Source organism: Brevibacillus borstelensis, from assembly GCF_036700025.1.
In the GTDB taxonomy this organism is placed as follows: Bacteria; Bacillota; Bacilli; order Brevibacillales; family Brevibacillaceae; genus Brevibacillus; species Brevibacillus borstelensis.
The window spans coordinates 4,644,500-4,667,500 of sequence record NZ_CP144922.1; the positions used below are offsets into that span (position 1 = coordinate 4,644,500).

At 50.8% G+C, this 23,001-nt stretch carries 19 protein-coding genes, 13 tRNA genes and 1 rRNA gene (1 of these 33 running past the window's edge); 5 read left to right on the forward strand and 28 right to left on the reverse strand.

What is annotated here, in order from left to right; all coding sequences use genetic code 11:
- Positions 1 to 21: 21 nt before the first annotated feature.
- The 3 genes from V5G20_RS22220 to V5G20_RS22230 all read right to left on the reverse strand — a co-directional run bounded on the left by V5G20_RS22220 (position 22) and on the right by V5G20_RS22230 (position 3,747).
- Positions 22 to 2,151, reverse strand: a complete 2,130-nt coding sequence (locus V5G20_RS22220) for a sensor domain-containing protein (RefSeq protein WP_338462257.1) — start codon at positions 2,149 to 2,151, stop codon at positions 22 to 24.
- A 258-nt stretch (positions 2,152 to 2,409) separates the two neighbouring features.
- Positions 2,410 to 3,096, reverse strand: a complete 687-nt coding sequence (locus V5G20_RS22225; protein WP_003392195.1) for an ArsR/SmtB family transcription factor — start codon at positions 3,094 to 3,096, stop codon at positions 2,410 to 2,412.
- 360 nt (positions 3,097 to 3,456) lie between these two features.
- On the reverse strand, positions 3,457 to 3,747 hold the full coding sequence (locus tag V5G20_RS22230; RefSeq protein WP_003392197.1) for a WGxxGxxG family protein: 291 nt from the start codon (positions 3,745 to 3,747) through the stop codon (positions 3,457 to 3,459).
- Positions 3,748 to 3,992: 245 nt separating this feature from the next.
- Between V5G20_RS22230 and V5G20_RS22235 the strand changes: the two genes are divergently transcribed.
- The 3 genes from V5G20_RS22235 (at position 3,993) to V5G20_RS22245 (ending at position 5,864) form a co-directional block, all read left to right on the forward strand.
- Positions 3,993 to 4,385, forward strand: a complete 393-nt coding sequence (locus V5G20_RS22235) for a hypothetical protein (RefSeq protein WP_031933502.1) — start codon at positions 3,993 to 3,995, stop codon at positions 4,383 to 4,385.
- 46 nt (positions 4,386 to 4,431) lie between these two features.
- Positions 4,432 to 5,064, forward strand: a complete 633-nt coding sequence (locus tag V5G20_RS22240) for a hypothetical protein (RefSeq protein WP_338462261.1) — start codon at positions 4,432 to 4,434, stop codon at positions 5,062 to 5,064.
- Positions 5,065 to 5,384: 320 nt separating this feature from the next.
- Positions 5,385 to 5,864, forward strand: coding sequence for an SRPBCC family protein (locus tag V5G20_RS22245; protein ID WP_024985504.1), 480 nt, complete (start codon positions 5,385 to 5,387; stop codon positions 5,862 to 5,864).
- Between the two features lie 528 nt (positions 5,865 to 6,392).
- Here V5G20_RS22245 and yhbH read toward each other — a convergent pair.
- From yhbH to trmL, 5 genes are all read right to left on the reverse strand, one after another.
- A complete protein-coding gene (gene yhbH, locus V5G20_RS22250) occupies positions 6,393 to 7,553 on the reverse strand; it encodes a sporulation protein YhbH (protein WP_003392207.1) in 1,161 nt (386 codons plus the stop codon).
- A 216-nt stretch (positions 7,554 to 7,769) separates the two neighbouring features.
- Positions 7,770 to 9,668 carry a PrkA family serine protein kinase gene (locus V5G20_RS22255; protein WP_003392210.1) on the reverse strand — a complete coding sequence of 633 codons (1,899 nt, stop codon included), beginning with the start codon at positions 9,666 to 9,668 and terminating at the stop codon, positions 7,770 to 7,772.
- Between the two features lie 649 nt (positions 9,669 to 10,317).
- The gene (locus V5G20_RS22260) at positions 10,318 to 11,109 is read right to left on the reverse strand and encodes a hypothetical protein (RefSeq protein ID WP_003392212.1); all 792 of its coding nucleotides are present in this window, start codon (positions 11,107 to 11,109) and stop codon (positions 10,318 to 10,320) included.
- A 373-nt stretch (positions 11,110 to 11,482) separates the two neighbouring features.
- Entirely contained in the window at positions 11,483 to 12,208 is a 726-nt protein-coding gene (locus V5G20_RS22265) for an HAD family hydrolase (RefSeq protein WP_003392214.1), read from the reverse strand.
- Positions 12,209 to 12,258: 50 nt separating this feature from the next.
- Positions 12,259 to 12,729, reverse strand: a complete 471-nt coding sequence (trmL, locus tag V5G20_RS22270; protein ID WP_172920647.1) for a tRNA (uridine(34)/cytosine(34)/5-carboxymethylaminomethyluridine(34)-2'-O)-methyltransferase TrmL — start codon at positions 12,727 to 12,729, stop codon at positions 12,259 to 12,261.
- Between the two features lie 426 nt (positions 12,730 to 13,155).
- On the opposite strand from trmL, the gene V5G20_RS22275 reads away from it, so the two are divergent.
- On the forward strand, positions 13,156 to 13,842 hold the full coding sequence (locus V5G20_RS22275) for a ferric reductase-like transmembrane domain-containing protein (protein WP_003392219.1): 687 nt from the start codon (positions 13,156 to 13,158) through the stop codon (positions 13,840 to 13,842).
- Between the two features lie 64 nt (positions 13,843 to 13,906).
- On the opposite strand, the gene V5G20_RS22280 is transcribed toward V5G20_RS22275, so the two are convergent.
- The 4 genes from V5G20_RS22280 to rnhA form a co-directional block, all read right to left on the reverse strand.
- A complete protein-coding gene (locus tag V5G20_RS22280) occupies positions 13,907 to 14,908 on the reverse strand; it encodes an amidase domain-containing protein (protein ID WP_338462266.1) in 1,002 nt (333 codons plus the stop codon).
- Between the two features lie 513 nt (positions 14,909 to 15,421).
- Positions 15,422 to 15,973: a methylated-DNA--[protein]-cysteine S-methyltransferase gene (locus V5G20_RS22285; RefSeq protein WP_338462268.1), complete on the reverse strand. Its 552-nt coding sequence runs from the start codon at positions 15,971 to 15,973 to the stop codon at positions 15,422 to 15,424.
- A gap of 46 nt (positions 15,974 to 16,019) precedes the next feature.
- Positions 16,020 to 17,219: a tRNA epoxyqueuosine(34) reductase QueG gene (gene queG, locus V5G20_RS22290; protein WP_338462270.1), complete on the reverse strand. Its 1,200-nt coding sequence runs from the start codon at positions 17,217 to 17,219 to the stop codon at positions 16,020 to 16,022.
- Positions 17,216 to 17,650, reverse strand: coding sequence for a ribonuclease HI (gene rnhA, locus V5G20_RS22295; protein WP_003392226.1), 435 nt, complete (start codon positions 17,648 to 17,650; stop codon positions 17,216 to 17,218). The genes queG and rnhA overlap by 4 nt, the downstream gene beginning before the upstream one ends.
- A gap of 108 nt (positions 17,651 to 17,758) precedes the next feature.
- Here rnhA and V5G20_RS22300 point away from each other — a divergent pair, with 108 nt between their 5' ends.
- The gene (locus V5G20_RS22300; RefSeq protein ID WP_171506521.1) at positions 17,759 to 18,430 is read left to right on the forward strand and encodes a B3/B4 domain-containing protein; all 672 of its coding nucleotides are present in this window, start codon (positions 17,759 to 17,761) and stop codon (positions 18,428 to 18,430) included.
- Positions 18,431 to 18,486: 56 nt separating this feature from the next.
- Here V5G20_RS22300 and V5G20_RS22305 read toward each other — a convergent pair whose 3' ends face one another.
- The 16 genes from V5G20_RS22305 to V5G20_RS22380 all read right to left on the reverse strand — a co-directional run.
- On the reverse strand, positions 18,487 to 19,818 hold the full coding sequence (locus V5G20_RS22305) for a purine/pyrimidine permease (protein WP_024985499.1): 1,332 nt from the start codon (positions 19,816 to 19,818) through the stop codon (positions 18,487 to 18,489).
- A 272-nt stretch (positions 19,819 to 20,090) separates the two neighbouring features.
- The gene (locus tag V5G20_RS22310; protein ID WP_003392231.1) at positions 20,091 to 20,963 is read right to left on the reverse strand and encodes a DUF4850 domain-containing protein; all 873 of its coding nucleotides are present in this window, start codon (positions 20,961 to 20,963) and stop codon (positions 20,091 to 20,093) included.
- Between the two features lie 204 nt (positions 20,964 to 21,167).
- A tRNA-Leu gene (locus V5G20_RS22315) sits at positions 21,168 to 21,250 on the reverse strand.
- Positions 21,251 to 21,259: 9 nt separating this feature from the next.
- Positions 21,260 to 21,333: transfer RNA gene (locus tag V5G20_RS22320), tRNA-Cys, on the reverse strand.
- 52 nt (positions 21,334 to 21,385) lie between these two features.
- A tRNA-Gly gene (locus V5G20_RS22325) sits at positions 21,386 to 21,461 on the reverse strand.
- Positions 21,462 to 21,465: 4 nt separating this feature from the next.
- Positions 21,466 to 21,540: transfer RNA gene (locus tag V5G20_RS22330), tRNA-Gln, on the reverse strand.
- Positions 21,541 to 21,555: 15 nt separating this feature from the next.
- Positions 21,556 to 21,631: transfer RNA gene (locus V5G20_RS22335), tRNA-His, on the reverse strand.
- An 8-nt stretch (positions 21,632 to 21,639) separates the two neighbouring features.
- Positions 21,640 to 21,713: transfer RNA gene (locus tag V5G20_RS22340), tRNA-Trp, on the reverse strand.
- A 3-nt stretch (positions 21,714 to 21,716) separates the two neighbouring features.
- A tRNA-Phe gene (locus V5G20_RS22345) sits at positions 21,717 to 21,792 on the reverse strand.
- A 27-nt stretch (positions 21,793 to 21,819) separates the two neighbouring features.
- A tRNA-Asp gene (locus V5G20_RS22350) sits at positions 21,820 to 21,896 on the reverse strand.
- A 93-nt stretch (positions 21,897 to 21,989) separates the two neighbouring features.
- A tRNA-Met gene (locus V5G20_RS22355) sits at positions 21,990 to 22,066 on the reverse strand.
- Positions 22,067 to 22,126: 60 nt separating this feature from the next.
- Positions 22,127 to 22,202, reverse strand: a tRNA-Val gene (locus V5G20_RS22360).
- Positions 22,203 to 22,255: 53 nt separating this feature from the next.
- Positions 22,256 to 22,332, reverse strand: a tRNA-Glu gene (locus V5G20_RS22365).
- Positions 22,333 to 22,336: 4 nt separating this feature from the next.
- Positions 22,337 to 22,429 (reverse strand) — tRNA-Ser (locus V5G20_RS22370).
- Positions 22,430 to 22,432: 3 nt separating this feature from the next.
- Positions 22,433 to 22,508 (reverse strand) — tRNA-Asn (locus V5G20_RS22375).
- A 79-nt stretch (positions 22,509 to 22,587) separates the two neighbouring features.
- A 23S ribosomal RNA gene (locus V5G20_RS22380) occupies positions 22,588 to 23,001 on the reverse strand (it continues 2,550 nt past the right edge of the window).

Sequence of the window (23,001 nt, forward strand, 5' to 3'; positions counted from 1 at the left end):
TGCGTCCCTTCCAAGAGCCAGTCAGTTGTTTTGAACAGCAAGCAAGTAATGTTCAAAATCCCGCGTCGGAAGAGGCTTGCTGAACAAATAGCCCTGACCTTGATCACACCCGTTCTCGCTTAGCGCCGCTACCTGATCGAGCAGCTCGACACCTTCGGCGATGACGTTGAGATTGAGGCTTTCCGCAATCGTCACGATGGCTTTCACAATCGCCTGGCTTTCCTGATTTTGATGGATATCCTGAATAAATGAAGCATCGATTTTAATCGTATCGATTGGCAAATGTTTAATATAACTAAATGAATTATAGCCTGTACCGAAATCATCAATGGAAATTTGAACGCCTGATTCGCGTATCGCATGCAAAATGGTGATGGCTTCTTCCAATTTGACCAGTACACTTTCCGTGATCTCCAGCTCCAGCCACTGCGGATCAAGACCTGTTTCCTGAAGGATGGCTTCGATCACCTCGACCAGATTTTTCTGGTGAAGCTGGCGGGCCGACAGGTTTACCGATACTTTTAGCGGAGGAAATCCTTCCTCCTGCCAGCGTTTATTTTGCTGACAGGCACGGCGCAAAATCCATTCGCCAAGCTCGATAATCATACCCGTTTCTTCAGCGATCGGGATAAAGCGGTTGGGCGGAATCACACCCAGTTCAGGATGAATCCAGCGCACGAGCGCCTCCATCCCGGTCAGCTTCCCTGTAGACAAGTCTTTTTTCGGCTGGTAATAGATTTCAAAATGCTCCTGCGCTATCGCTTTGCGCAGTTCATTTTCCATCAGAATTCGCTCCAGCGTCTTAACCTCCATCGTCGGATCGAAGAACTCGTACCCATTTCGTCCCCTCGATTTCACTACGTAGAGAGCAGTGTCCGAGCGCTTCAGGAGATCATCCGTCTGTTCCCCGTCTTCCGGGAACATGGCGATCCCGATGCTCATGGACAAGGTAAAGCTCTGACCGGCTACCTCCAGAGGCTTGCGCAGCTCGCTTTGCAGTCGAAAGACAATCCCTTCCACCTCATCGCGCCCCGTGATATTGGGCAGGACAATCGTGAACTCGTCACCGCCCAGGCGGGCCACCATGTCATGCTTGCGTGTACAGCTTTTCAGCCGTTTCGACGCCTCCAGCAAAATCAAATCGCCGACGTCGTGCCCCCATGTGTCATTGATGTCCTTCAATCGATCCAAATCCAGGAACAGCACTGCGAGCTTGGAGCCGATCCGTTTGGCTTGGTTCAGCTCCTTGCTGAGATACTGCACAAACAGTCTGCGATTCGGCAAGTCAGTCAACGTATCATGGTAAGCCAGGTGATGAATCGTCTGTTCCGACTTCTTTCTCTCCGTAATTTCACGGCAAACCAAAACCAGTTTTCTTACATTTCCTGACTCGCTCATTACGGGAGTGATCGTCGTTTCGACCCAGATACATTTCTGCTCGAACGTGCGGAGGCGGTATTCAATCTGCCTGCTCTTTCGGGCCGAAAACGTATGTTGAATGGCTTCGACCATAATCTCGCGGTCTTCTTCTTCGATCCAGGCGAGCAGATTGTTGACCCCGACATTACGGATATCGTAGCCGAGCACCGTTTCATGCGAGGGGGACAGGTATAGAAAATTTCCTTCCCGATCAATCACGGAGATCATGTCAGTCGTATTCTCCGTGATCAGCCGGTACTTTTCCTCACTCTGTCGGACTTCCTCCTCCATTTTTTTGCGTGCGGTAATGTCGTTTCGAATGGAGACGTACTGATACGGTTTGCCCTCTTCATCCAGAAACGGAACAATCGTCGTATCTACCCAGTAGAACGAGCCGTCCTTGGCCCGATTTTGAATCTCTCCGCGCCAGATCTCACCCGATCCGATGGTTGCCCACATGTCTTTGAAAAATTCCTTGGGGTGAAAACCCGCGTTCAGGATGCGATGATCCTGGCCGATCAATTCCTCCCGCAAATAACCGGAAATCTTGCAAAATTGATCATTCGCGTGAAGAATCGTTCCCCGGCGATCTGTAATCGCAACGATCGAGGACTGGTCGAGAGCGTACTTCACATCGGCAAGCTCTCGCTCCACCTCTTTCAGTTTGTCGGTTTGTTCCCGTGAAAGCTCCTTTGGCTCCCCCTGTTTCACAGAAAATGCGTCCGTACTCATGTTTTATCACCGATTCTTTTTATTGGATGCGCCAGCGCAAAACGAATGCTCCGGCGGGTATACAAGAGCAAATTATTGAGATGCTTCATTTTACCTTACCATATCTATACAGGTTGACAACCAAATCGGAGGTAAGTTACGAAAAGTGTACGAATTGACAAAAGTTATTATCGTCATACCTCTCTCTTCAGCAGCTCCATTTTGACAACGCCGGAATTGGCATACAAGGCATGACCCGCCTCTTCTCTCCTTGTTTCATTAGAGCTTCAATCCAAATTCTTCTGACAGCCCGCTGATGCCTGCAGCCGTCACGCGAACAGCCCGCCCATCCGGAAGTCGCTCGATCCAGCCCAGCTCAAACAGCCGTTTGGTCAGCGAAGCCCCCAAGCTTCCTGCTACGTGATGGCGGCGTTCACTCCAGTCCAGGCATTGACGGGCAAAATGGCGGCGGCTTTTTGGGGGAGGATCGACCTCAACCCCCAGGGCCTGCAGCTTTGCTTTGCCTTCTGCACTCAACAGAAAGTCCTTTCCCGACTCCTGGATCAACCCCAATTCGAGAAGCCTGTCCGTCAAGGCCACGCCGATCTTGCCCGCGAGGTGATCGTAGCAAGTGCGTGCGTATTGCAAGGCCTTCATCTGGTCCGATTCCCGCAGCGAGCGTACCGGTTTCGGCACGGCAATTGCTTGCAACGCTTCCAGTGCATGCGCCACCTCGGGATTGGCGAGCCGGTAATAACGATGGCGCCCATAAGACTCCTGGCTCAGAAGACCGCCTTCTACCAGCTTGGCAAGATGAGAGCTGGCTGTCTGCGGAGTAATTCGGGCTATGCGGGCCAATTCGCTGGCAGGCAATGCTTTTCCCCCGATCAGACTGATCAGGATCGCTACACGGGACGGTTCTCCGATCAGCGAAGCGACTTCGACAATATCCGGACTTGAATTCACTTCTGCACTCCTCCTTCACATTGCATGCACACTTCGACATGAACCGAAGCGATTTTATACTATTCTAAAAGCAAGCTGCAGAGACATCCGCATCCTGCATTCATAGTTCGATAGTAATCAAAATGTAAAATCAATACAATACTGAAAAAATCGTTGCCTGATTTATCCAGAAAATGGAAAAGCTGTTCTTTATCTCACCGGTTCCGGCCAGGCATCACAGTTTGAACTGATCACGGTCCGGGAGCAAATCTGCACCGTAAAATAAAATACACCTCCTAAAGCAGCATTGGATTTCATTTGCGATCTCCAATGCCTGCTTTAAGAGGCGCGCTTTCATAGCTGCAAGGCAGGTTCCTATTACTATCTTTGAGGTTCGCGATTTCTGTTTCTGCCCATTAAGCCTGCAAGACCAGCCAGGCCCAGCAAACCAATCCAGCCCCAGTCCGTATCATTGTCGGCAGCGGCTGTTCTGTACGTGCCCTGGTTTACATTATTGACGCCCGCATTACCGGGCCCACCTGCTCCGGTCATATTCCCGGGAGCATTGGTTCCCCCTACATTCCCTGTGCCTCCGGTTTCCGCGTTAGCGGTCAGTCCCATAGTTGCTGCCAGGACCAAAGCCAGTGCCAAAACGTTCATCTTTTTAAACATGAAGAGCCCCCCAAACTTTTTGTTGACTTGCTATTAGCCATATTTTCCATTGGAGGGGAAAAATATTCACTCCGCGACTGTCCGCTTCTGCTGAAGAATGCAATCAACCTGATGCGCAGAATCCAGTTTTTCTTGCTGTCGTTCCTCGGACTGTTTATGTAAATTCAGGCAAGGTTCATATGACTCCTATTTTATGGTATTATTACATCTGATTAAAAAAATTTTGATGGGAGGCTTTCTGTCCCTTGAATAATCGCTCGATCAATTTTTACATCATTGCCGTGTTGATCCTGTTGGCGTGTGCCATACCGACCATTGCCAAAACTTTTATCGACGTGCACCCACTGCGCTATCTGTTTGTCGTGATATTCGTTATTGGCATAATCGTCGGATACTTGCGCTATCTGATGAAGCTGAAAAAAGAGAGCATGCAAAATAAGAGCAAATGGCTGCGATACGGGTTTGTGCTTCTCTTTGTCTTAGCCTACATGGCAATAAGGTATGGAGTACGGACTGTTGTCAGTTACGAGGTTTCCGGCGATGACTACGGCATCGTCATGGCTTTCTTTATTCTAGGCCTGTTTATTTCTTATTATGGTCTGAATCTGGTGCAGTTGTGGAAAGCAAAGAAGCAATAGGTCTCTCTTGAACGACAAGTTTTAAAAACCTAAGGGAGCTATGCTCATGAGAAAAATACGTCAATCCTGTTTGACAATGTCCTTAGCTCTCCTGCTGATTTCAGGCTGTGCTCCCGTTGCTGGTGAACCTTTCAATCAGGCAACCATCCAAAACCCACTCAACGACTACCTCCATCAGGTTGATCAAACGGAGCGGGAAATTGAATTCAAACGCGTACAGACACATTCATTCACGTCAAAATCCGGGGATATCTACGCAGATATTCGCTACTCCTGCGGTGCAAAGCTTTGTGACCACGCATTGGTCCAGATTAAAAACGATGAACAGAAGGTTATCCACTTGCATTCCGGCAGCATTTTTCAGAGACATATTTTTTCCCCCGACGGTACCTATGTAGCTGTCCTATTGGGGAGAAATGAAGGGACGGAGGTTGTCAGAAACAGTGTCATGGTGATTCGCACAGAGCCATTTACCTTGGCAGAATTTCAAAGCAAAAACGAATTGGCCAGCATGTTGACTGCACCGGAGTTTACAATCCCGATCATTTCGCTGGATTGGGCAAATGACACAACGTTGAAAGCCGAGATACCCGGCACAGCAGATTACACATTTGAAACGTTGGCAACATGGAATCAGCATAGAAGCAAGACGATGGATGTTAGGTTGACAGTCAAGTAACGGAATGGATGTTGATGTATATTTCTCTCCATGTAAAAACGCCTCTCTCGAATTGAGAAAAGGCGTTTTTATTGCTTCTTGGAGCGATGTGAATATTTCGTGTTCACTGACGCGGCCTCCGGAATTTCCAGATATTGGGGATAAATTTCATCAAAAGCTGCAAAACGAACGGTCAGGATAAAGAAATCGAAATGTGCCAGGCACGATACTCTCATACGAAAACTAAGCAATTCAAAAGAAATGAGAACACAATGAGTGTGCTAGTATATTACACATAGTAATTTACTGACCATGACATCTAAAAAAGGAGGTTGAAAGCAGTGACAACCCCATCGAGCAAGAGGAGAACCGACACTGCTTCGAGAATCATCAAGGCATCCCCAAGCAAAATCTATGAGGCCCTCGTGGACCCGGTGGCTCTGATTTCGTGGCTGCCCCCAAAGGGGATGAGTGGCCAAATCTTAAAGTTTGAGGCTCGTGTCGGTGGATCTTATCAAATGTCTCTAACCTATCTCGATAAAGACCATTCAACCCGTGGTAAAACCTCGGAACATGCCGATGTCGTCAATGGTAAATTTTTAGAGCTTACCCCAGATGAGCGAATTGTACAAGCAGTAATTTTTCAGTCCGACGACCCCCAATTTTCAGGGGAGATGATCATGACATGGACTTTAGCAGCCGTTCCAGAAGGCACTGCTGTTACCATTCAATGTGAGAACGTACCTGAAGGTATTCGAAAGGAAGATCACGACGTTGGTTTAAGGTCTAGCCTGGAGAACCTCGCCGAATACATTGAATAATTCACTCAAGAAATACATCATTCATGCAGACGAGAACGACCGTTTAACGGGACAAACGGCATTCTAGGACGTCATTCTTACTCCTAGCTGCCGCTCTTTTTTGTCCAGTCATCGCTTAACGTCGTCCCCGATCAGGTTCGAGGCCGGCTCATCGTCCTGGCGTTAATAAATGCCGCCGGGACTTCCCGAGGGCCGTTGATGGATTACATGACAGTGTGAGTAATCACATTTGATTCACCTTCGTTCTTTCCACCTGTAATGACAACCTACACCGTGCGGGCGACTTTCATCGCACACAGCGTTCTATCAACGGATCAGAAGACATGTACAACGGGCAAAACAAAGCATACAACAGCATGGAATCCGCGTCTGCTATCGAAGGTTGACTGCCTACCCGTTCAGGGAAAAAGGGAGCCGAAACAGCAGCTCCCCATGAAAAAACGCCTCCCCCCATTTGAGAAAAGGCGTTTTTATTACCTCTTGCAGAGATGCATTTACTTTGGATACCTTGACGTATTACTTCTCCCGCTACCTCACAATCTCTTCCTTCTTCCCAAAAAACGTCCGCAGCGCTTTGTATACCTCGCCTTTTTCCCTGATCACGCAATGCATGAACTTCGGGTCCTTGATGTGCCGATAAGCGGACATCAAAGTGGAGTGCCTGTTGTATTGGTTGACCTCCCCATACCCGAACATATTGCACCGCTCCATCAATTCCTTGACCAGCTTGACGCAGCGTTCATTGTCTGAAGTCAGGTTGTCGCCGTCGGAAAAGTGAAACGGATATATGTTGTACTGTGAGGGCGGGTAGCGGCTGTCGATGATTTCCAGCGCCTTTCTGTAGGCCGACGAACAAATCGTTCCCCCGCTTTCGCCCTTGGAGAAAAACACTTCTTCCGGCACTTCCTTGGCATCTGTATGATGGGCGATAAAAGCAATGTCCACCTTCTCGTACTTGGTCCGCAGAAAGCGAACCATCCAGAAAAAGAAGCTGCGGGCGATGTACTTTTCAAAAACCCCCATACTTCCCGACGTATCCATCATCGCAATGATCACAGCATTGGAGTGCGGCTTGATGATCTCCTCCCACGTTTTGAATCGCAGGTCGTCGTCGCTGATCCCCAGCTCCATGTCGCTGTACCCGGCCAGCGCATTGCGACGAATCGCCGCGATCAATGTCCGCTTTTTGTCAATATTGCCCATCAAGCCTTTTTTGCGAACGTCGTTAAACCGCGTCTCTTCGATCACGATCTGGTCTTCGTCCTTGCGCTGGAGATTCGGCAGCTCCAGCTCCGAAAAGAGCATTTCCTCAAGCTCTTCCACGGTGATTTCCGCTTCGAAATAGTCGACGCCCGGCTGGTCGCCGGCGCCCTGGCCCTTCCCGGCCCCTTGGGCGGGATCGCCGTCCTTGGCAATGACATCCCCTACTTTGGTGTCCCCTTTTCCTTGCCCGGCATGCTTTCCTTTTTGGAAGTTGTACCGCAGCCGGTATTCATCCAGAGAGCGAATCGGAATTTTAATCACGTCACGCCCGTTTGACATGATGATATTTTCTTCGCTGACCAGGTCAGGCAAGTTCTTCTTGATCGCTTCCTTCACCTTTTCCTGGTGGCGGGTTTGGTCCTGGTACCCTTTGCGGTGCAGCGACCAGTCTTCCCTGGAGACGACAAACGGTACCGAATCCTCCATAGGGTCCCCTCCTACTGGCGCAGCTGCGCCGAATTACTTCATCGTCAAGCCAGATCCAAAGTGCCCTTTGGGTGCCTCCTACTGGCGCAGCTGCGCCGAATTACTCCTTCGTCAAGCCAGATCCAAAGTGCCCTTTGGGTGCCTCCTACTGGCGCAGCTGCGCCGAATTACTTCATCGTCAAGCCAGATCCAAAAGTGCCCTTTGGGTGCCCCCTTTTACCTATTCAGCAGACTGCCTACATATCGCAGCAGCTCGTTGGCACAAACAGGGCAATAGTGATGCTCATCGATCAACCTTCGCGTTACTTCATTGATCTTTTTCAATTGATGTTCATCCGGCGTTTTGTTGGAGGTCGTAATTTTGACGACGTCCTTCAAATCGGTAAACAGCTTTTTCTCGATCGCTTCGCGGAGCCGGTCATGCGTGCTGTAGTCAAATCGCTTTCCTTTGCGGGCGTACGCGGAAATCCGGATCAAAATTTCTTCACGGAATGCCCGCTTCGCATTTTCCGAGATGCCGATCTGCTCTTCAATGGAACGCATCAAGCGCTCATCCGGGTCCATCTCCTCGCCGGTGACCGGGTCGCGGAGCTTATTCATGTTGGCGTAGGCTTCCACATTGTCGAGGTAATTGTCCATCAGCGTTTTGGCGGACTCCTCGTAGCTGTAGACGAACGCCTTCTGAACCTCTTTTTTGGCCAATTCGTCGTATTCCTTGCGAGCCATGGAAATAAAGTTGAGATAACGCTCCCGCTGCTCCTTGGTGATGGACGGATGCTGGTCAAAGCCTTCCTTCAACGCGCGCAGAATATCGAGCGCGTTGATGCACTCCGTATCCCGTCGGATCAGCGCGCTGGAGATACGGTTGATCACGTAGCGGGGATCGATGCCCGACATCCCTTCGTCAGCATGCTCGTTTCTCAGTTCGTCCAGATCGGAACCCTTGAAGCCCTCCACCGACTCGCCATCGTAGAGACGCATCTTTTTCAGCAGATCGGCTCCTTGTTTCTTTGACTCCTTCAGGCGGGTCAAAATGGAGAAGGTTGCCGCCGACCGCAGCGCGTGCGGAGCGATATGCACGTGTCCCAGATCAGACTGCTTGATCAGCTTTGCATATATTTTTTCCTCGTCGCTCACCCGCAAATTGTAGGGGATCGGCATGACGATGATGCGGGATTGCAGCGCTTCGTTCTTTTTATTGGCAATAAAAGCTTTGTACTCTGACTCGTTCGTATGCGCGACGATTAGCTCATCGGCAGAAATCAAGGCAAAGCGTCCAGCCTTGAAATTGCCTTCCTGTGTGAGCGAGAGCAGGTGCCAAAGAAATTTTTCATCGCACTTCAGCATTTCCTGGAATTCCATAAGGCCCCGGTTGGCCTTGTTCAGCTCGCCATCGAAGCGGTAGGCGCGGGGGTCCGATTCCGAGCCGTATTTCGTGATGGTGGAAAAATCGATGCTTCCCGTCAAATCAGCAATATCCTGAGACTTGGGGTCAGATGGACTGAAGGTTCCGATCCCGACACGCTCCGCCTCCGAGAAAAAGATTCGCCTGACGGGGAAGTCTTCAATACGCCCTCCGAACTCGGTTTCCAGACGCATGCGATTATAAGGAGTCAATTCCCCTTCGATCTTGATCCCCAGCTCTTCCTCAATTTCCGGTCTCAATTCATGCGGAATCAGATGGAGCGGCTCTTCCTGCATCGGGCATCCGTCCAGTGCATAAACGGCTCCCTCATCTGTCCGGGAATACTCCTCCAATCCCTTTTTGAGCATCGTCACAATCGTCGATTTCCCGCCGCTGACCGGGCCCATCAATAGCAAAATCCGCTTGCGTACATCCAATCGGCGGGCGGCAGAGTGAAAATATTCCTCCACCAATCGTTCAATCGCGCGATCCAGACCAAAAATCTCCCGACTAAAAAAACGATAGGAGCGGCTATCGTCCTCGTTTTCCTCTACGCCGGCACTCTTGATCATATTATAGACGCGTGAGTGAGCAGTCTGGGCAATCTGCGGATTTTTACGAACCAGTTCCAGATATTCAGCAAATGTGCCTTTCCACATCATCTTTTCTTCTCGGGCCCGATGCTCGGCGATGCGCTTTAAAATGTCCATGCTCGTCTCTCCTCCCTCTTAAGCCCTCTCTCTTCGCGAACGACCATGTACTTTCATGTATATGTCCGCCAGCGGCCACGCATTCTTATCGAAGCTGCTCTCAACCAAAGACACGACATTTTTGCTGTCTTTTCCTATCTGTATGCGCGAAGACGACACATGTTTCAGCGAACTTGATGATCGGATAAGCGTTTTGGCATGGGCCTGTATCGCTGCCCGTTCCCTCTGGAAAACGGCGCCAAAAAATTCATCAGAATGACAGAAAGCGCTCTCCGTATTTCCCTTGCAAACAGGGAAGGCTAGGTTATAATGGGAGTAGTTTGGTAACGAAAGGAGCAGTCCAACATGGGTACGTTTATCGTAGGATTGGTCTTTGCCGCATTTCTGTTTTTCATTCTGACGGCAGGATATAACGAAGACAAGACCTGGAATCTGTAAGGCCAAGCTTAATTGAGGCTTTCCTTTTCACATCGCTCCCAGGAAAAAAACAGGCTGCCTTTGACAGGCATCCTGTTTTTTTTTTTTTGATCGCGAAACTTGGATAGGTCAAGCTTTTCGCCGAAGCCTTCGCTCCCTTATCCTTTTGATCGAAACAAAGGAGCCATCGAAACACGATGACTCCATTCCCCAAGACCCACTACGAGGGTTGTTACACCTGATTCTGTTGCTGAGCTGCTTGTTTTGGTGCTTGTTTTGGTGCTTGTTTTTCCTGTTGCCTTGCTTCTTGCTTCGCCTTTTGCTTTGCCTCTTTGCTCGCTTGCTTCTCTGCTTGCTTCTCAGCCTTTTTTTCGGCTTTATTCGCTGCTTTCATTTCGGCCTTTTTCGCTTTGATCGCTTCCTTCAGCTCTTTTGCTGTTTTTCCAGTTGCATCGGTCCCCAGCTGAGCCGCCTTTTCCTGCAGCTTGGCAATATGCTCTGCCTGTTTGGCTTGACGCTGCTGTTTGGTTTCGGCCTTTTTGGCCTGGATCATCTGTTTGATTTCCTTCGGAGTCTGGCCAGCAGATGTTTCTACCCCCGCTTTTCCGGCCTTTTCCACAAGCTTGGCCAGCTGCTGCTCGTGCTTTTCCGCTTGTTTTGCCTTTACGGCTGCCTTCACTTCTTTAGCCGTCTTTCCATCGAGCTGTATGCCCCACTTTTGGGCCTTTTCCTTGAGCTTGGCCAATTTCTCCGCGTTCAATTCCGCACGCTTCGCTTTGTAGGCCTCTTTCATTTGCTCGACTGTCATGTTCGTGGTATCAATGCCCCATTTTTCTGCGAGCGCTTTGATTTTGTCCAGATGCTGCTGGCGCGCTTCAGCCTTTGCCTGTTTCCCGGTGTTTGCAGGTTTGCTCGCTTTTGCATGAGCTGCCTTGTCCACGGATGGCACTTCCGCTGCGTTGACAACGGATACGCCTCCCAAAAGCAGGCTCAATGACAAAATGGAAGACACACATTTTTTCATCAAAACCCTCTCCTTCACTCTTGCCATCTCCAGATTTCCTGGTGCAGGAATAGAGTAGCCAAGAACTATGTGAAAATGATGGGATAACAATGAAAGATTGTGGCTTGTCTGCTGCAGCAGCAATATACGCAATCTGAGCATGCGCTTCTCCTACGGCGTACGTCGCTGGGTGAAAACCGTACGTGTGTCTCTCGGATTTTCTCGCCATGCGATCTGAACATGCGTCCCTTCCGACCTACGTCGCCGGCGCAATCTGAACGTGCTCCAATTCTGAGTTAAATTGCGGCGCAGTATGGCGGTGGTCCAACCACCACAAAAAGAGCAGGCACCTGGTACCTGCTCAATCTTTCAGTATAAATCGCTGCCTTCAGCATTACTTGGCAAACAGGCCTGTCCGCTCCGTGATCGCCGTATAAAGCTCCTCGAGCGTTCCCTGTTGATCGACTGGATATTGCGGCTCTCCGCGATCCTCCAGCCAATTTGTCACGAGGAACGTCTTCATCCCCACTTTGCTGGCGACCATATCTTCCTGCATGTGGTTGCCGACCATGACGCATTCCTCAGGCTTGACTCCCAGCTTGCTGCAGATCTCCTGGAAGTAGCCCGGATTCGGCTTGGTAAAATGGGACTCCTCGTAGACTGTGACCAGCTCAAAATCGTCCGGAGACAGTTCAATCCAGGCCAACCGGCTATGAATGGCATCACGCGGAAAAACCGGATTCGTGGCGACAGCTACACGATACCCTTGCTCTTTTGCCGCTTCAATAATTTTTTTCGCCCAAGGGGACGGATGCGTCAGATGGGAGAGCGATGGGAACACTTCTTGATAAAACTTGTCGAACAGCGGCCACAGCTCTTCCTTTGACCAAGGGCTGTGCTCTGCAAAGTATTCGATGAAGACTTGCTCATTCGTTTTTTCGGGGTCCTGGTTCATGATCATCGTTTTGGTCGCTTCCCAAATGATCCCGAGCAGCGCCTGACTATCGTAGTTATCCCCCATATACTGCCCCAGTTCCTTCAGGTATCCTTTTACGAACGGGTCCGTCCTCATTTCCAGCAGTGTTCCATCGAGGTCAAATAGGATCGTTGTCGTGTTCATGTACGTTCTCTCCCTTGTTTGGATGATTGTCAGGCTACGGGTCATGCTCGTTATTTGAGTCCGGGGAAGCCCAGCTGTCTGAGCCCTTCAAACAGGACAATGGCAGCGCAATTGGACAAATTGACGGATCGGGTGGCGCCGCTCATCGGAATGCGAATCGTCTGTTCCCGGTATCGGTCTGTCAACTCCTCCGGAAGACCGGTTGTTTCCTTGCCCAAAATGATATAATCGCCATCACGGAAGGAAACCTCCGTGTAAAGCTTTTCTCCCCACGTTTCCACGAAGTAAAACGTACCGGCGTTTTCCCCCTGCTCGCGGACGAAATGGTCGAAATCATCGTAGTGATGCACCTGTACCGCGTACCAGTAATCAAGACCTGCCCGCTTTAAATAGCGGTCGTCTGTGGAAAAGCCGAGCGGATGAATCAAGTGCAAATGCGCACCCGTAGCAGCACAGGAACGGGCAATATTTCCCGTGTTGGCAGGGATGAGCGGCTCATGAAGGACGATGTGTAACGGCATAATCAAAAATCTCCTTGGTTACCGGACTTTCAAACATCCTCTATTATACATAAACAGACATAGGGAAGGCCACCCGCTTGCCCCGTTGGAATGGCTTTGTAACAGGCTCCGCGTTTAACACTGATTCGCTTCATCCGTTTTTTATCGTATCGCCTTTTTCATAAAACCAGTTTTTCTTATCATCCCTTTTTCATAAAATCCGCTATTCATCTCATCCTCTTAGGAGATCATCTTCTTATCGGATCATTCCTATCCAGCCGATTCTGAAGGAGGAAATCCGCCCACTCTTGCAATCGCAATAACCTTCACTTTCCAACAAGCGTGTAACGAACATTTCTTTTGAAGACGCCACTTCCTGTAACAAATCAGAGGTGTCCTGCATCAAAAAGAAAACGGGTATCGCACCGAAAGGGAGTGGCCTTGCAAATGCGTTTGTTTCGTTTCCTTGCCTTTATCGTCAGTCTGCTTTTTCTCCTTGCTGTATTTTGGATCAAGTGGCCGCAATTTTCTTTTTTCCGCACGCCTGAAGCCCTGAGTATGATTTCCGGATATTTGGCATTCCTGCTGATCAGCCTCACTTTGCTGCTCGGTCCAATCAAACAGTGGCTTGCGCGCTTTGCCCCCCAGCTTTTGTTGCTCCGAAGAGACTTGGGCATTATCGGCGGCGTGTGTGCACTGGTCCACGTCGCACTCGTCCTGTTTATTTTCGAAAAAGGGCCTCAGCTGCATTTTTTGCAAAGCGATATAACCGCAAAAGGGTGGCTCGGTCTTTTCTTCCTGGACGCCAGTGTCTACGGCGGCGGACTGTCTCCCAATTTTACTTTTACCGGCATAGCCAACTACATGGGTCTGATTGCTTTTATCCTCCTGTTCTGTCTCTGGATTACGTCTTCCCGCTATGCAGAGAAGCTGCTTGGCGGCTCCAGCTGGAAACGCATCCACATGAGCAATTTCCTGTTATTTGTCCTGGTCGTGTTTCACGCCCTCATCTATGTGAATTCGATAAAAGGCGAACCGCATACTCCGGGCGATTTTTTGTGGATAGCCGGAATTGTCGTCGCCATTCGTCTCATTGCCTTTGTAAAAACCGTCTTCTTGCGCCGGACAAAATGAATAAGGCCTCTCGCACAGAGAGGCCCTGTCTTGTTTATGGATAGCCAACAGACTCCGCATCCGATCACGTTCCACGGATGCGAAAAAAAGCGTACCGGATTTGCGGGGTATAGGCCGTCGAATCGCGGTAGTCCCAGTAACGCAGGCGGCTGTTGGTTGTATTTGCATTGACCAGAGGCATGTTGTTCGCGTCTTTTGCCACGACGATGGTATTGTGCTGGAATCGTCCGTCGCCGTTAAAATCATAGCAGATGATATCTCCCGGCTCCAACTGCTCGACAGAGGGCACTGCCACTGCCCGCATCGGCGGCCGGCCAGACTTTAAGAGCAAATATAAACTATGTGCCACCGTCCAGCTGTAGCTCCAGTTGGCACCTTTTCCGCTGCCCCGCATCCACCAGCCCTTCCCCTGTTCCCGGGAAAAAAGCATCGGAATCCCGCCTGCATGCAAGCATTGCGAGATAAAGTTCGTACAGTTATCAGTAAAGAGCGGATAGGCAGGATTGGCTGTATTCCAGTATCTCTCCGCATACGCGATAGCCTGACCCGAATTGTATCCTCCTGCTCCGTGCACGAAAAGAGTAGGGAGGAGATTATCCTCGGGTTCTTCTAGAGTTGACAGCGTTTCTTTCGTTTCGTCAGACAAGGCTCCGTCACCTTTGATTTCTTCGATATGATCGACATGCCATCCTCCGTCTGCGCGGTTCAGGATGACACGCAAAATTCTCTCTGCTTCCTCTACTCTGCTCTCTCCCTTTAATGTATACCATCGCTGGACGTTCCAGCTCATGCAAAGCTGAATTTCTCTGCCCTTTTCCATCCAGAAGAGGGGGATGGCACGCCCGTGAACAGCGGTAGTAACCGCCCCTCTCTCCTGAAGCTGATCTTCCCAGCGCTGCCACTGTCTCCAAAAGAGCGATTCCCGTATTTTCCCTTCTTTCCAAAACGGCCAGATGCGTTCGTAACCCTGATCAACTCCGTAGCGGTGAACGTCATCCAGATAGTCCTTTAGAAACTGCTGCCATTCTTCTTGATTCACAGCCGCCGCTGAATCCTGCCGGTTCACCAATGCACTTCCTCCCCTCTTTCTAGTCTGTCCTGCCGGGCTCCTGTGCGTCCTGTCAGGCTCCTGTGTCTCCTGCCGGGCTCCTGTGTCTCCTGGCGGGCTCCTGTGTCTCCTGGCGGGCTCCTTGTGTCCCTCCGGGCTCCTTGTGTCCTGCCGGGCTCCTGTGTGTTCTGTAAAGCTACTGTCTGCCTGTAAAGCTACTGTCTGCCTGTAAAGCTACTGTGTGTCCTGTCAGGTAGCCTGTATCTCTCGTCAGGCGTCTGTTGTCTCTTCAGGCTCAGGCTCCAATGCGTCTTGTCACAAACCTGTACGTCCTGCCACATACCTTTTATTTCATGCATGCCTTCCATGCTGATAAAATATGATCCGACACATTGATTCAGAAGAAAAAGATACCAGCAGGAGCCCTCCTCCGCGGCTGTTTTTGGAACAGCCGGAAAGCCGAGTCACACTTGGATCTTTCTATTCTCGATGTTCCAGATGCTCGCAAAACCAATAAAAAAGCTATCCGGACTAGCGGATAGCTTTTGCTGATTCGATGGAAGGAGCGGGGTTTCCTGCTCCTTCCAAAGCTAATAGTTGCTCTTTAATGGATAAGCCGCCTCCGTAACCGACAAGCGCTCCATTTGAACCGATTACCCGATGGCAAGGAACGATGATCGGAATCGGGTTGCGGTTATTCGCCCCGCCAATCGCCCGGACCGCTTTTGCCTGCCCGATGGCCAAAGCGATCTCCTTGTACGATCTTGTTTCCCCATACCCGATCCAGGTAAGCTCATTCCACACAGCTTTTTGAAATGGGGTCCCGAACAGTAGAATCGGAACGTCAAACCGCGTCCGCTTTCCGGCAAAATACTCTTCCAGCTCAGTTTGCACAGCCTGATTCAACGTAGCATCTTTCTCCAGATTTGCGCCGAGAAAGGTTTTGCGAGCCCACCGCTGCAGCAGAGGAAGCGCGGATTCCTCGTCTCCAAATTCAATATAGCACAGCCCTTCCTTTGTAGAAGCTAATAACAACGGTCCGATCGGTGAGTCCATGGTAGTGTAACCTATCGTTTGTCCCACTTTATCATTCCTCCCTTGCCGTTTTTTCTTCTCCTCTAAACGTGTGCTAACTGATCTCTTCTGTTTTTTCCCGGGAAACAGTCCCTTTCCGCAAAGAAGGGGGCTGCTGCAGCATCGAGATTCCTTTCCGAATCTCGGCCATAACTTCTTCCGATTGTTCCTGTTCTGCTGCCTTGTAAAGAGCCTCTGCTGCTGCTTCACCGCCAATTTTCCCCAAAGCCCATGCCGCTGTACCTCTGATCACTTCCCGCGGATCGCTTTGCATCAATCGGATCAGATCCGGTACAGCGGATTGATCCCGAAAGTGAGCCAAGGCGAGAATCGCATTTCGCTGAATAGGCTTTTTCCCTCGCCATGAAGAGGAGGAGTGGCCGAACTTTTGCTTGAATTCCTTGTTGCTCATCTGCAGCAGGGGCAGCAGCAATGGTTTGGCCAGCTCCGGGTCAGGCTGAAACTCGGGATGATGCTCAAAATGCAGGCCCCGGTTTTTGGGACAAACCGTCTGGCAAGTATCGCAGCCATACAATCGATTGCCGATCTTGCTTCTGTACTGATCGGGAATAAAACCCTTTACCTGTGTCAAAAAGGCTACGCATTTCTGCGAGTCCAGTTGTCCTCCCTGAACAAGCGCCCCGGTCGGGCACGCCTCCACACAAAGATTGCAGTCGCCGCAGCCTTCTTCTACCGGTGTATCCGGTGGCAGCGGAAGATTGGTCAGCATCTCGCCTAGATAAACCCAAGAACCGAATTCAGGGGTAATGAGCGCACAGTTTTTTCCCCCCCAGCCGAGGCCGGCTCTTTCGGCGACCGCCCGATCCGAAAGCGCTCCGGTATCGACCATGGACTCAAGCCGGGCATGCGGCTCCAGTTGTCTGATGTAATCAGCAAGCTTGTCCAGCTTCTCCCGGAGGACATGGTGGTAGTCGGTCCCCCAGGCTGCTCGGCACATAATTCCTCGATACGCCCCCGGCTCAGACTTGGGCGGATTCTTCAGCTTGGATGGATAAGCCAGTGCAATCGAGATGATGGAACGAGCCCCTTCCAAACTCAGCGAAGGCTCGGTTCGTTTGTCCAAATCCGGCTCTTCAAAGCCGGATTCATAGCCTTTTTCCCGGTGCTCTACGAGACGCTGCTTCAAGGTGAGAAACGGGTCAGCGCTGGCAAAACCGATCTTGTCTATCCCCATTTCCTTGGCATAGCGGATGATGGCCTGCTTTGTGTCTTCCCAGTATTGGCGCTCGTTCACAGCTTCTTGATCGCTCCTGTTGCCAGCTCATCGCAGCGGTTGTTCCATTCATTGTCTGCATGCCCTTTTACCTTGACGTACTGAACGGTATGAATCTCCATCAGCCGCAGCAATTCCTTCCACAAATCCTGGTTTTCCACTGGCTGGTTCTTGCTGTTCTTCCATCCGTTTCGCAGCCATCCCTTGTACCAGCCTTGCTGAAAGCAATTTACCAAATAAGCGCTATCGCTATATAGAGTGACCTTGCAAGGCTCCTTGAGGACGGACAATGCCTCGATCGCGGCCTTCAGCTCCATCCGGTTGTTGGTCGTTCCCTGCTCGGCACCGGACATCTCCTTTTTATGTTCACCATACATCAACACGGCTCCCCAGCCTCCTGGGCCGGGATTGCCGGAACATGCTCCGTCGGTATATATCGTAACTTCACGCATCGTCAGGGAATCCCTCCTGTCTTCTTCTTATTGTATCGAAGGATAGTCGCGATCACAAAATTTTTTTGCTATACTACCAAAAAATGCTGTACGCAGGGAGTGATCGCCATGAAGGTACGGCTTGCCAAAGAGGTAGCCGGGATTCTTCCTTCGTTTTCGCTGGGAGTTATTCATTATACAGACGTTACCGTAAGCACTTCTCCAAAAATGCTTCAGGGACGGATTAATCTATTTGTGGAGTCGCTGCGTCTGGAGCACGAGCTTTCGCAAATTACGGAAATCGCAGGGGTTCAGCACTGGCGCTCGGTATTTAAACGCCTCGGCATAGATCCGGGCCGCTATCGCCCCTCCTCGGAAGCGCTGCTGCGCAGACTCCTCCAAGGGAATGCCTTCTTTTGGATCAACAGCGCTGTCGACGTAAACAATTTTTTCTCCATTCTGCAAGCCCTGCCTTACGGTATATATGATGAAGCACAGATACAGGGAGACGTCGTCTGCCGCTTGGGACAGGCCACGGATGTTTACCAGGGCTTAAACGGCAGAGAAGTACATATGGAAGGCAAATTGGTTCTGGCCGACGAGCTGGGGGCATTCGGCAGTCCGATCGTTGACTCAAAGCGCACCCCGGTTTCCGAAGAAAGCAAGCAGCTGATGCAGGTCATCTTTTTCCATGAACAGCTTACACTTCCCGAGCGCGAGGAAATCATGGGGACGACAGCCAGAATGTTCACGGAAATCAACGGAGGCCTCGTTTCATCCTCGTACATCGTCACCGGCTGATCTGAAGCAACATCCCACGATATGTTCCCCGCAACTCTCAGGAAAAAGACGGCTCGTCACTCGGACTGGCCGTCTTTTTCCGCTATTTCTTCTGGTTTTTGCCGAAACACGACATGCTCCAGAACCAGGCTGACCAACACGCCAAGCAGTAATCCGTTTCCAAACAGGAAGCTGGCCAGGGAAGGAAGATGCTGCCAAGCTGTCGTCGGAACGAACATAACGCCGATCCCGACGAGGATTGAACTGCCTGCCACGGTAATTGCCCGAGTGTCCAGCTTGACGGAGGCGATGTCCTTCAAGCCGAAGCCAAGGAGCTGCGTGTAGGTAATAAACATGCCAGCATATGCGACAGGCGTAGGCAATGCAGCCAGGAACTGAGATACGGCCGGCAAAAGGCCGATCAGCATCATCCCTGCCATCGCTACCAAAAACGGGAGACGAGCTGCCATTTTGGTCGTTTCGATCACTGCTGCGGCGATCGAAAGCGGAATCATTCCGACAACACCGGATACCCCGGACAACATGTGGGAAACGCCCGTAAATACCCCGCCACGGTTGTACTGGCTCACTGTCGGAGGTGTTTGGGTTGCTTTGCCCATCACATTCATGCTTGTTACCAGGTTGGTAAGCAGAACGAAGCCTGTCAACAGACTGGTCAACACCACGCCCCAGTCCCACCTCGGTTCACCCCAGAAAAACAGGGTTGGCATCACGATCCATTGATCCGTATGGCGTACCGGTTCCGTCCAGCCTAGCACAGCAAACAAGATCCAGCCGGCCGCCATCCCGAGCAGCACGGCAAAGCTGGCAAACCGCTTCGTTCGCAAAAATATCAGGACCAGAGCAACGATTAATACGGAAACCAGGGCGATCCCGGGACTTACTTCTTTCGCGTGCTGATAGCCAATACCCAGCATGCCCGATACGATGCTGCTGCATAAGGACACTGCCAGAAGCACCATGTATGTGCCTGAAACAAGAGGAGTAAACCAGCGTTGGATTTTTCCGATCCACCCGAGCAGGCCAAACAAAAAGAACATCGCACCGGCCAACAGCAGCCCAAGCTGGAACGACTGCCCGATTTCCCGCGGAGCGATACCCACACTGGTTCCGATTTGCGCCAAAATGATAAAGATTCCCCACCATAGCCCTGCCGGCCCTTCGATCATCGGATATCGATGGCCGATCCATACTTGCAGGAAGGACGCCAGTCCGACGAAAAACATGGTCTGCTGCATCAGGAGGCCGACCTCATCAGGGGTAAGTCCGTAAATGTCTCCAATCGCCAACGGTACGGCGACACTGCTGGAGACAGTGACGATCATCCATTGCAAAGCTGACAGAATGGTCGTTCCAAATGGCGGCTTCTCATGTAACCCATATCCCACTTCTCACACCTCTACTCTCGATTCCCATCTGCTGAATCACATCGCAGAATCCTACTCTTACGGCGTCGACGATCCTTCAAAAGAAAAGAGAAAGCACGCCATGGTAAGCGTGCGTTTTGTCTATGCCTTCAATAAGGATAGCATTCACTGAAGAGCGTCAGGGAATCCTTTTCGTGACCTAGTTATTTTAACATAAGAGGACGAAATGTGTATCTGTGAATCTGCTCCCGACCACATTTTGCAGGAAGGCGATTATGCTCATTTGCTTGGCTTTATTCTAACAAGGAAGCGGCTGAAGCACCTGTAGTCACAAATAAATCGAGAATATCTTTTGCCGTTTTTGCTTGTTCCGCTTGGCAGGAAATTTCCATTTTCAAAAACCTCTGGCTTCCTTCTTGGGAAAGGTGATGCGCCACACCAGAGATGTGATAACCGTCTGGAGAATCGGCGAGGAGATATTGTACGGTTGTTGGGGAGACCAGCGTCCTTTCTTTAAATGCAACTTTCGCAGAGATCGGAAATCCTTGTTCCTCTGCCCACTTCTCCTTGTCCGGGAAGTATGTTCCAATCGAGGTAATCGCGCATCCTTGGCATCCTCCGGCGTTGTCGGAGTAGTTGAGCTTCTGGTTCGGATCATGCGGATTAACCAGTTCGATGCCAATCGATCCATTTGCGCCAATACCAGCTTGCCCTAAGGTCCAATCCCGCGGTCCGATAAAAAATACGCTTCCTCCCCCCAACACATCCATCCAATACGCACCAAGCTCATCCTTGCTTGATTGCGGAATCGATAATGGAATCACCGGGTATGGCTTTTTGGGCCCAACAGTCTGCGGCTGGTCCCCATCGATGTAAAATTCAGCCTTAATCACTTTTAGCGGAAGCGATGTGATCGTCTCTCCAGTTTTGCCTTGAAACGATACTTGGCCTGCTTCAATCATAAACGAAGCGGGCAGTTTTTCAGCTGCGTCCTCCTTTTGAACAGGTGAATCATTCAAAATAGCTGCTGCAGCTGCGGTAATCTCGCCAGGCTTTTCCGTATGCAATGCTGCCTGTGGCCCAGTGGAACATCCCACTGCTGCGAGAGACAAACCAACCATGAGCAGGTTCTTGAAACGTAACGCGCTTCTCTTTTCTTTCCCCATGTGTTACCCCATTCTTTTCCTATTTCGTATTCATTTTAAAGACGGTTCCCTTTGCTGTTTCGTTACGCAAAGTAAAGTGTGTAAAAATACTTTTGTATCGGAGTGTACGGTTTCCGCTCTGCCGCAGGTTTTGTTATCAGGTGATAGTTATCATGAAACATAAAAAAGAGGAACCCATAATGGATTCCTCCTTGGTCAAGCATATGGTGCCGGTAGAGGGACTTGAACCCCCACGGTTTCCCTCACGATTTTGAGTCGCGCGCGTCTGCCAATTCCGCCATACCGGCACTGTTCTATGGAGGAGGCACCCGGATTTGAACCGGGGATAAGGGTTTTGCAGACCCGTGCCTTACCACTTGGCTATGCCTCCGTATTATGCATCAAAATGATGCTTCATAAATAAAATTCTGTTATGGTTTCAATGGAGCGGACGACGGGGCTCGAACCCGCGACCTTCGCCTTGGCAAGGCGACGCTCTACCAATTGAGCTACGTCCGCAAAGTGGCTGGGGCACTAGGATTCGAACCTAGGCATGACGGAGTCAAAGTCCGTTGCCTTACCGCTTGGCTATGCCCCAATATGTGATTGAAAATGGGGCGATCGATGGGAATCGAACCCACGAGTGTCGGAGCCACAATCCGATGCGTTAACCACTTCGCCACGACCGCCACATAGTTGGCAGGGGCAGTAGGAATCGAACCCACACCAAAGGTTTTGGAGACCTTCGTTCTACCGTTAAACTATGCCCCTACATGGTGGCTCGGGACGGAATCGAACCGCCGACACGAGGATTTTCAGTCCTCTGCTCTACCGACTGAGCTACCGAGCCAAATTATATTTGCCATTATAACAAAAATGGCGGAGCTGACGGGACTCGAACCCGCGACCTCCGGTGTGACAGACCGGCGTGAACTCCAACTTCACCACAGCTCCATGCATTATAAGATTACATTTGGCTGCACTTGAAAAACTGCTGCCAATCTACTTGAGCAATGGTATGTACAAACGAGGATCAAGTAGAAAATTTGGTTGCGGGAGCAGGATTTGAACCTGCGACCTTCGGGTTATGAGCCCGACGAGCTGCCAGACTGCTCCATCCCGCGACGATGAGGGTGAACCGGTACGGAGAGATCCCCGTAGCCGATGCCTATGAACGAAGTATATGGTGGAGGCTGACGGGATCGAACCGCCGACCCTCTGCTTGTAAGGCAGATGCTCTCCCAGCTGAGCTAAGCCTCCAGAATCCTTCGCAAAGCTCCGGATGTTACCCGACAATTTGCGAAGCACTTGTATGGTGACCCGTAGGGGATTCGAACCCCTGTATGACAGCGTGAAAGGCTGCTGTGTTAAACCGCTTCACCAACGGGCCATGATGGCGGATGGAGTGGGATTTGAACCCACGAGACGAGTTATCCCCGTCTACACGATTTCCAATCGTGCTCCTTCGGCCGCTCGGACATCCATCCATATGGCTCCTCGGGAGGGACTCGAACCCCCGACCGATCGGTTAACAGCCGATTGCTCTACCAACTGAGCTACCGAGGAACAATGATAAAGGCACTAACGCAATTCATGCAGCTTCGCGCCTTCAAAACTGGATATGCATATGTGCTAAAGGATTTGTGTGGATAAGTCCTCGACCGATTAGTATTCGTCAGCTCCACGCGTTGCCGCGCTTCCACACCGAACCTATCAACCTCATCGTCTATGAGGGGTCTTACCAGCTTAACGCTGTGGGAAGTCTCATCTTGGAGGGGGCTTCACGCTTAGATGCTTTCAGCGCTTATCCCTTCCGCACATAGCTACCCAGCTGTGCCACTGGCGTGACAACTGGTGCACCAGCGGTGCGTCCATCCCGGTCCTCTCGTACTAAGGACAGCTCTCCTCAAACTTCCTGCGCCCGCGACAGATAGGGACCGAACTGTCTCACGACGTTCTGAACCCAGCTCGCGTACCGCTTTAATGGGCGAACAGCCCAACCCTTGGGACCTACTTCAGCCCCAGGATGCGATGAGCCGACATCGAGGTGCCAAACCTC

Coding starts and splice junctions, on each gene's coding strand:
- V5G20_RS22230 (WP_003392197.1), bottom strand. CDS start 3,747: ATGTTTAAAAAGATGAACGTTTTGGCACTGGCTTTGGTCCTGGCAGCA.
- V5G20_RS22310 (WP_003392231.1), bottom strand. CDS start 20,963: ATGGGGAAAGAAAAGAGAAGCGCGTTACGTTTCAAGAACCTGCTCATG.
- yhbH (WP_003392207.1), bottom strand. CDS start 7,553: ATGGAGGATTCGGTACCGTTTGTCGTCTCCAGGGAAGACTGGTCGCTG.
- rnhA (WP_003392226.1), bottom strand. CDS start 17,650: ATGCGTGAAGTTACGATATATACCGACGGAGCATGTTCCGGCAATCCC.
- V5G20_RS22300 (WP_171506521.1), top strand. CDS start 17,759: ATGAAGGTACGGCTTGCCAAAGAGGTAGCCGGGATTCTTCCTTCGTTT.
- V5G20_RS22220 (WP_338462257.1), bottom strand. CDS start 2,151: ATGAGTACGGACGCATTTTCTGTGAAACAGGGGGAGCCAAAGGAGCTT.
- V5G20_RS22265 (WP_003392214.1), bottom strand. CDS start 12,208: ATGAACACGACAACGATCCTATTTGACCTCGATGGAACACTGCTGGAA.
- trmL (WP_172920647.1), bottom strand. CDS start 12,729: ATGCCGTTACACATCGTCCTTCATGAGCCGCTCATCCCTGCCAACACG.
- V5G20_RS22275 (WP_003392219.1), top strand. CDS start 13,156: ATGCGTTTGTTTCGTTTCCTTGCCTTTATCGTCAGTCTGCTTTTTCTC.
- V5G20_RS22260 (WP_003392212.1), bottom strand. CDS start 11,109: ATGAAAAAATGTGTGTCTTCCATTTTGTCATTGAGCCTGCTTTTGGGA.
- V5G20_RS22240 (WP_338462261.1), top strand. CDS start 4,432: ATGAGAAAAATACGTCAATCCTGTTTGACAATGTCCTTAGCTCTCCTG.
- V5G20_RS22255 (WP_003392210.1), bottom strand. CDS start 9,668: ATGGACATTTTAAAGCGCATCGCCGAGCATCGGGCCCGAGAAGAAAAG.